Source organism: Thermoanaerobacter thermocopriae JCM 7501 (assembly GCF_001310975.1).
GTDB classification, from domain to species: Bacteria; Bacillota; Thermoanaerobacteria; order Thermoanaerobacterales; family Thermoanaerobacteraceae; genus Thermoanaerobacter; species Thermoanaerobacter thermocopriae.
In genome coordinates, this window is the sequence record NZ_BAZY01000054.1 from 1 (window position 1) to 7,703 (window position 7,703).

The 7,703-nt window shown below is 35.2% G+C and carries 2 protein-coding genes, 3 pseudogenes and 1 riboswitch; of the genes and pseudogenes, 1 reads left to right on the top strand and 4 read right to left on the bottom strand.

Going from position 1 to position 7,703, the window contains the following annotated elements; translation table 11 throughout:
• Positions 1-113: 113 nt before the first annotated feature.
• Positions 114-200, top strand: a riboswitch (cyclic di-GMP riboswitch).
• Positions 201-538: 338 nt separating this feature from the next.
• A pseudogene (locus JCM7501_RS12105) lies at positions 539-2,916 on the top strand (EAL domain-containing protein).
• Positions 2,917-3,114: 198 nt separating this feature from the next.
• Here JCM7501_RS12105 and nifS read toward each other — a convergent pair.
• The 4 genes and pseudogenes from nifS to JCM7501_RS12125 form a co-directional block, all read right to left on the bottom strand.
• A pseudogene (nifS, locus tag JCM7501_RS12110) lies at positions 3,115-4,268 on the bottom strand (cysteine desulfurase NifS).
• A 463-nt stretch (positions 4,269-4,731) separates the two neighbouring features.
• Positions 4,732-4,857, bottom strand: a complete 126-nt coding sequence (locus JCM7501_RS16810; protein ID WP_012996000.1) for a cation transporter — start codon at positions 4,855-4,857, stop codon at positions 4,732-4,734.
• 37 nt (positions 4,858-4,894) lie between these two features.
• A pseudogene (locus JCM7501_RS12120) lies at positions 4,895-6,864 on the bottom strand (heavy metal translocating P-type ATPase).
• 19 nt (positions 6,865-6,883) lie between these two features.
• Positions 6,884-7,249, bottom strand: a complete 366-nt coding sequence (locus JCM7501_RS12125; RefSeq protein WP_012996002.1) for an ArsR/SmtB family transcription factor — start codon at positions 7,247-7,249, stop codon at positions 6,884-6,886.
• Between the last annotated feature and the right edge of the window lie 454 nt (positions 7,250-7,703).

Here is a 7,703-nt window from a genome sequence, read left to right on the forward strand (position 1 = left end):
TTTTAATTTTCGAAGGATTATGGTTTTTTTGTCGAATATAATAATTTAGTAGCTAATAATGTAAAAAAACATTGAACTACTTAATATAACTTTTTTAAATTACTAAAATGATATTATGAGAAAGGCAAACCTACCGAAAGGTAAGGACGCAAAGCCACAGGTCTAAGGCATGCAGATGCTATGACGGCTGGGTTGCCAATTTGTAGTCATCAAAGTAGGCGACCGAAGTAGTTGCCTACTTTTTATATAGTCCACTCGGAATTGATTAAATACAACTTGTTTTTTTAAATATATATTAAGGTAACAAAGATAAAAAGAGTTCTTGCATTTATAGATAAAGACCGTTATAATGCAAAAATTTCTACAAATGGTTCGGTTTCCATTAATGGCAAGGTTAAGAGAATTAACACAATCGAATTTGACAAAAATATCTTCATAAAAGAAACCGGATCACACAGCGTCGGCAGTCACGTCCATGAATCTGCTATTTCGAAGATACATCCCACAGAAAGAATAGTTGTCCAGAAAGGAGAAATTAATGGTGAATGGTGAGAAGTTGCCTATTGAGAAAAAAAATAAGAGTTTTATTGAAGAATCAAAGGAATCAATTGCTTATCTTCAAAGGAAAGAAGAATTTTTAAGTAGAATTTTTGAAAATGAGCAAATGCTTATAGTAGTCTGGACATTGGATGGTAGAGTAGTTTGGTTCAACAAATATGCCCAGGCTGTAATTGGTATAGCAGTCGAAGAACAAACAGAAAGGATAGATGCAAGTTTAATAATTCCCAGAGAGATGATAAGCCATATAAATGAAAAGTTGGACAATACTGAAGATAGAAGCATTCATTACAAATGTGAAAATCCAATAGTTTTGAAAGACGGCAAAGAAATTTATATTATGTGGCATAATAGTATTATTTGCGATGATGAAGGAAACCAGTATATTGTTTCCACTGGTATAGACATTACAGACCTAAAGAATGCCGAAAGGAGACTTGAAGAAACAAATCGTAATCTTCTTGCTTTAAACGAGAAATTGATGGCTCAACAGGAAGAGCTCTCCGCCATGAATGAAAAACTTATAGCCCGGGAAGAAAAGTTGAGGCAGAACTTAATTGAAATACAAAGGCAGCAGGAAGAACTGAAAAGAAGTGAAGAACGCTACAGGCTGGTAGTTGAAGGAGCAAGTGATGGACTATGGGACTGGGATTTAATAACGGATACGGCATACATATCCGAGAGATGGAAAGATATTATTGGTTTAGATAAAGAAGTAGTAAACAACTACCGTGAAACATGGACTAAATTCATTCATCCCAGAGATGTTAAAACAGTCATTAATAATCTACGTAATCATCTCGAAAAAAAGACGCCTTTTTATTTGTGCGAATACAGGATCAAAACAAAAGACGGTAGATATATTTGGGTTCTAAGCAGGGGAAAGGCATTGTGGAATGAAGAGGGCAGAGCCATAAGAATGGCAGGGTCACACACGGATATTACTGAACGGAAGCAGATGGAAAGCAAGTTAAAACACATGGCATTCTATGACCCTTTAACCGACCTCCCTCGCCGGGAGGTTTTTATGGATAGGCTCAAAATTGCCATGGCAAATGCAAAAAGGAATGGGAAAAAACTTGCAGTGTTTTTTCTCGATCTTGATAATTTCAAAACTATCAATGACTCCCTGGGACATCATATAGGTGACAGGTTGTTGAAAAAGATTGCCAAGAAACTGAAAGCGTGTCTGCGTGAATCAGATACGGTATCCAGAGTAGGCGGTGATGAGTTTGTCATTTTATTGCCTGATATAATAGATATTGAAGATACGAATAAGGTGGCAAACAGAATATTGGAACTTTTCAACCAACCGATAAAGTTCAATAATCATGAATTGTATGTCACTATTAGCATAGGTATTGCCATATATCCTGACCATGGAAAAAATGAAAAAGCTATAGTCAAAAATGCAGATATAGCGATGTACAGGGCTAAAAGAGATGGAAAAAATGGTTTTCAATACTTTGACAGTATTACGAGGAAAGAAGTCGAAGTTGCTAATACAATAAGAAGAGATTTAAGAGTGGCTTTGGAAAATGGTCAGTTCTTTTTGTGCTATCAGCCCTTGTTGATATAAAGACTGGTAAAGTGGCGAGTATGGAGGCACTCCTGAGGTGGCAGCATCCTAAAAAAGGACTGATCAGCCCCATTCATTTTATTCCAATTGCTGAAGAAACACGACAAATAATATCTATAGGTGAATGGATGTTAAGGACAGCCTGCAGGCAAATGAAAGAATGGCTTAATATGGGATATTCCGGTTTCAGCGTTTCGGTGAATGTTTCAGTACATCAGCTGCAGCAGCCTGATTTCGCAAAGGTTGTGTTAGATATACTAAACGAGATTGACCTTGAACCAAGATTCTTAGAACTGGAGATTACTGAAACCGTCCTTATAGAAGCAATGGATACGGTAGCTAGAAACCTTTATCGCTTGAAAGAGGTAGGTGTCAAAATAATAATAGATGATTTTGGAACGGAAAATAGTTCTTTCAAATACATCCAAAAATTTATGGTTGATGGTTTGAAAATTGACAGGTCGTTTGTTAGTAATATAAAGGTAGAAGTAAATAAGGCTATTGTTGATGCAATTATTTTCTTGGGGCACAGGATGAAACTCGGAGTAACTGCCGAAGGTGTGGAAACAAAAGAACAGCTTGATTATCTTGTAGAGAGCGGGTGCGACAAAGTTCAAGGTTATTATTTCAGCAAACCGTTGCCTCCAGACGAGGCTATCCGAATGGTTCAGAAAGAATGCAATTATTTTATCTTTTCTCCTCACACTCAAAAGTGTTGCCAGGAGGTAGACAGAGCGAAAGACATAGGAGACAGGGATAAGAACCGGAGGAAAGGCTGAAAATACTTAAAAAGTGAACAAGAAAAAGCAGCAAAAGTGGATTAAGACTTTTCATATGCCAGTGGATTGTAAACACCCGCAGTGGAAAAATCGAAGTACAGTAAAGAGGAAAAAGGAACAAAAACAACTAATACTGAGCTAAAAGCCATCGACTTCCCCCTATAGCTGCTACATTTGCACCTAGCCCAAATCATTCTCTCATACAATCTGTGATATTGACCTTAATCTTTTAACAATTTGTGGAAGTGCTTCTAAAACCTTATCTATATCTTCTTCAGTGTTATCTTTACCTATTGTAAGTCTTAATGACCCTCGAGCTAATTCTTTTGAGAGCCCAATTGCCAGAAGCACATGAGAGGCTCCAATGAGCCAGAAGTGCATGCTGAACCACTTGAAGCACATATTCCTGCCATATCTAAGTTTAAAATAAGGGATTCGCCATCTATAAATTCAAATGATAAATTAACATTGCCTGGAAGCCTTTTTGTTGGATGCCCGTTTAACCTCACATATGGTATTTTTTCTAATATTCCATTTATAAGTTTATCTCTTAAAAATGTAAGTTTATTTATATGAGAATCCAAATTTTTCGTGATAAGCTCTATCGCTTCCCCCAGTCCTACTATTCCTGGAACATTTTCTGTGCCCGCTCTTCTATTTTTTTCCTGTGTTCCACCTTGTATAAACGAATGAATCTTTACACCCTTCTTTATATATAATGCTCCCACGCCTTTAGGTCCATATATTTTATGGGCAGATAGAGATAATAAATCAACATCTAATTTTTTTACATCTATTGGTATATTACCAACTGCTTGCACAGCATCAGTATGAAAGTATACATTTTTCTCATGAGCTATTTTGACAAGCTCCTCAATTGGTTCAATTGTACCTATCTCATTATTGGCAAACATTACAGAAACAAGGATTGTTTTATCTGTGATTGCCTTCTTTAAATCTTCAGGTTTTACAACTCCATATTCGTCAACCGGAAGATATGTTACTTTGAATCCCTCTTTTTCAAGATATCGGCAAGTATTAAGTACTGCATGATGTTCGATTTCCGTTGTAATAATATGATTTCCCTTATCTTTTAACGCATATGCTACACCCTTTAATGCCCAATTATCAGACTCAGACCCACCACTGGTAAAATATATTTCGTCAGAATCTGCCCCTAGTGCTTTTGCTACTTTTTCCCTCGCTTCTTCAATAGCTTTTTTCGCTTCTTGACCATATGAATACGGTGAAGATGGATTACCAAAAATGTCACTATAATATGGTAACATCGCCTCTAATACCCTTTTATCAACTGCTGTAGTCGCAGCATTGTCTAAATAAATTCTATCCACAAAAATCGCCTCTCTCTATTATTTTCTACTTCTTAGTATCTCTCTTACCTTTATAATTTCATCGATAATGTCAAGATTTAATGTGTCAGGAATAAATCCAGCTCCTATTCCTTGAACCTTAATTTTGAGTATTATGATAAGAATTATAAATTTTCTCTTTTTAAGGTATCACAATCTTATCTCAATATCAATAGGTGCATTTACGTATCCAAATTGCTATTCCTTATTAAACTGAATGGGCGGTACCAAGCCGCCCAACATATCTTTTCCTTAGGCAGTTGTAAATTATTTAGAAAAGTTAACACTGATGTTTTACAAATTCCACAAAACATCCTCCTACTTTACACTTTAAATTTTTTAATAGGTATTACACTTCATATCATGTATCAATAATTGCTTTTTCATATCATCCACAGAAACTTTAGCAGGGTCATATGTTGCCGTAATATTCCCTTTATCAAGGTCAACAAAGCTTAAATACCCCATTTAACTTCTTTAGTGCATTTTCAACAGACATTTTGCAATGGTTACATGTCATCCCCTTAACATTTATGACGATAGTCTCACCCTTAGCTCCAAACAAACCCATAATTCAGATCCTCCTTTTCTAAAAATTAATAATATTTTTATTTTTTATTAAGCAATCTTAAGGAATTAAGGACGGCAAGGAGTGCAACACCTACATCGGCAAACACAGCTTCCCACATTGTAGCAACCCCTAAAGCGCCAAGTGCTAAAACCACTACTTTTACTCCTAATGCAAGAAGAATATTTTCCCATACTATTAACTTTGTCCTTTTGGATATCTTTATAGCTGTTACCAGTTTTGACGGTTCATCTGTCATTAAAACTACATCGGCTGCCTCTATAGCAGCATCTGACCCGATTCCACCCATTGCAACACCCACATCAGATCTCGCTAAAACCGGTGCATCATTTATGCCATCACCGACAAATATGAGCTTGCCTTTTTTATTGTCAGCATACAATTTCTCGAGTACGCCAACTTTCTCATTTGGAAGAAGTTGTGAATGCACTTCACCAATCCTTAATGAAGCAGCGATTTTATCGCTGACAGTTTTGTTATCCCCCGTAAGCATGACAATCCTTTTAATGCCCATCTTCTTGAGACTTTCTATAGCTTTTGAGGAATCTTCTTTTACTTCATCGGATATAAGGATATAGCCACAGTATTTGTTATCTATAGCTACATGGATGATAGTACCTGTTGAGTCACCGGTAACACAATCAATATTTTCCCTCTTCATTAATTTAGCATTGCCCACAAGGACCTCTTTTCCTTCTACATTTGCTCTTACGCCATTTCCTGAAATTTCTTCATACTTTTTTATTTTAGATCTGTCTACTTCTTTCCCATAGGCTTTTAAAATGGATTCTGCTATAGGATGATTTGAAAAACTTTCGGCATATGCCGCATATTCCAAAAGCGCATCCCTACTTATACTATTTACAGATTTAATTTCCGTTACCTTAAATACCCCTTTTGTAAGGTACCTGTTTTATCAAATACAACAGTTTCTACATCGCTTAACGCTTCCAAATAGTTACTTCCTTTTACAAGGATGCCATTTTTTGAGGCAGCACCTATACCAGCAAAAAAGCTTAAAGGAATTGACAACACCAGTGCACAGGGGCACGCTATAATAAGAAAAATAAGTGCTCTATATATAAATTCCTTGAAGGTTGCTGTTGGTATAATTAAAGGAGGAATTACTGCAATAATCAATGCCAAAAAAACAACAATAGGAGTGTAATATTTAGCAAACTTTGTCATAAATTTTTCTGTAGGAGCTTTCTTACTGCTAGCCTCATCAATAAGTCCTAGTATTTTTGAAACAGTTGATTCTGCAAACTCTCTGGTTACTTCGATTGTGAGAAGTCCATTTTTATTTATAAAGCCACTTAAAACGTCCGCGCCTTTATAAACCTCTCTTAAAACAGATTCTCCTGTTAATGCAGAAGTATCCACCATCGATTCCCCTTCGATTACTTTCCCATCAAGTGGTATTTTTTCACCAGGCTTTACTATGATGACGTCTCCCGGTCTTACTTCTTGTGGTGAAACCCTCTTTATTTCATATCCAATTTTTAAGTTGGCATAATCGGGACGAATATTCATTAACTCTTTAATAGACCTTTTCGAACGGTCAACAGCAATATCCTGCAGAAGTTCCCCAATTTGGTAAAAAAGCATTACGGCTACACTCTCAGGATACTCTCCAATAGCAAAAGCACCAATTGTCGCTATGCTCATGAGAAAATACTCATCAAAAATCTGCCCTTTCAAAATATTTTTGGTAGCTTTTAAGACAACATCTCCTCCTGCGATTATATAACTTATGAAAAATAAGGTAAATTTGATATAACCCAATAAATTAAATAGCAATGCTATTGCAAACAAGATAGCAGAAATCCCATATTGAATGATTCTCCTGTATACTTTATCAGAGTCATCATTCTCAAAAGAAAGCTTACAACTATCAGAATCACAATTTGCGTTAAGAAAACTTTCTTTTGCATCTCGGGCACAACTTCCACAACCAAACCTCTCAAAAGGCCTTTTATTATTTTGCATAGTATTCACCTCTCCTGATTCACTCATTAATATGGTCAAAACCCTGTTCAAATATTTTCTTTACATGGTCATCCGCCAAAGAATAATAAACCACTTTCCCTTCTTTTCTGAATTTAACAAGCTTATTTTGCCTTAGTATCCGAAGCTGATGAGAAACTGCAGACTGGCTCATACCAAGAAGTACAGCAATATCACAAACACACATTTCTGATTCAAATAATGCATAAAGAATTTTTATCCTTGTAGTATCTCCTAATACTTTAAACAATTCTGCAAGGTCATACAATTTTGTTTCCTCTGGCATAGCTTCTTTTACTTTATTTATAACATCTTCATGTATTACGCTAACTTCGCAGATTGGGATTTTGTTGCCCTCTCTTTTCATAGGTATCTCCTCTTTGCTTTAATATATGAATAATTGTTCATACTTTATTATATAATAATTTTTGCTTCCTTTCAAGAACTTCAATCTCTAATCCAAAAACTAAAATACAACTTCCAAGCTAGTTTTAAAATAAAGTTGAAAAGAGGTTAACAATTTTTTTGATAAATAATTTCAATGAAAGGAATTTAAAGATTGCCAAACGAATGAACCAAAGAAAATACTTGATATACATTTAGCCAAGGGAGAAATTACAGTAGAAGAATATAATAAATTAAAAAGTATTTTGTAAAATATAAATGATACAGATCCTAATAATGAAGCATTAGAAATTGCCAAGTTAAGGTACGCTCGCGCTGAAATTTTTATCATTAAAAAATTATTTTAGAAGTCTTTGTCAAAAATAAGAATTGATATCATAATGGAATCGTAATCAATATAAAATTGTAATGTGTTA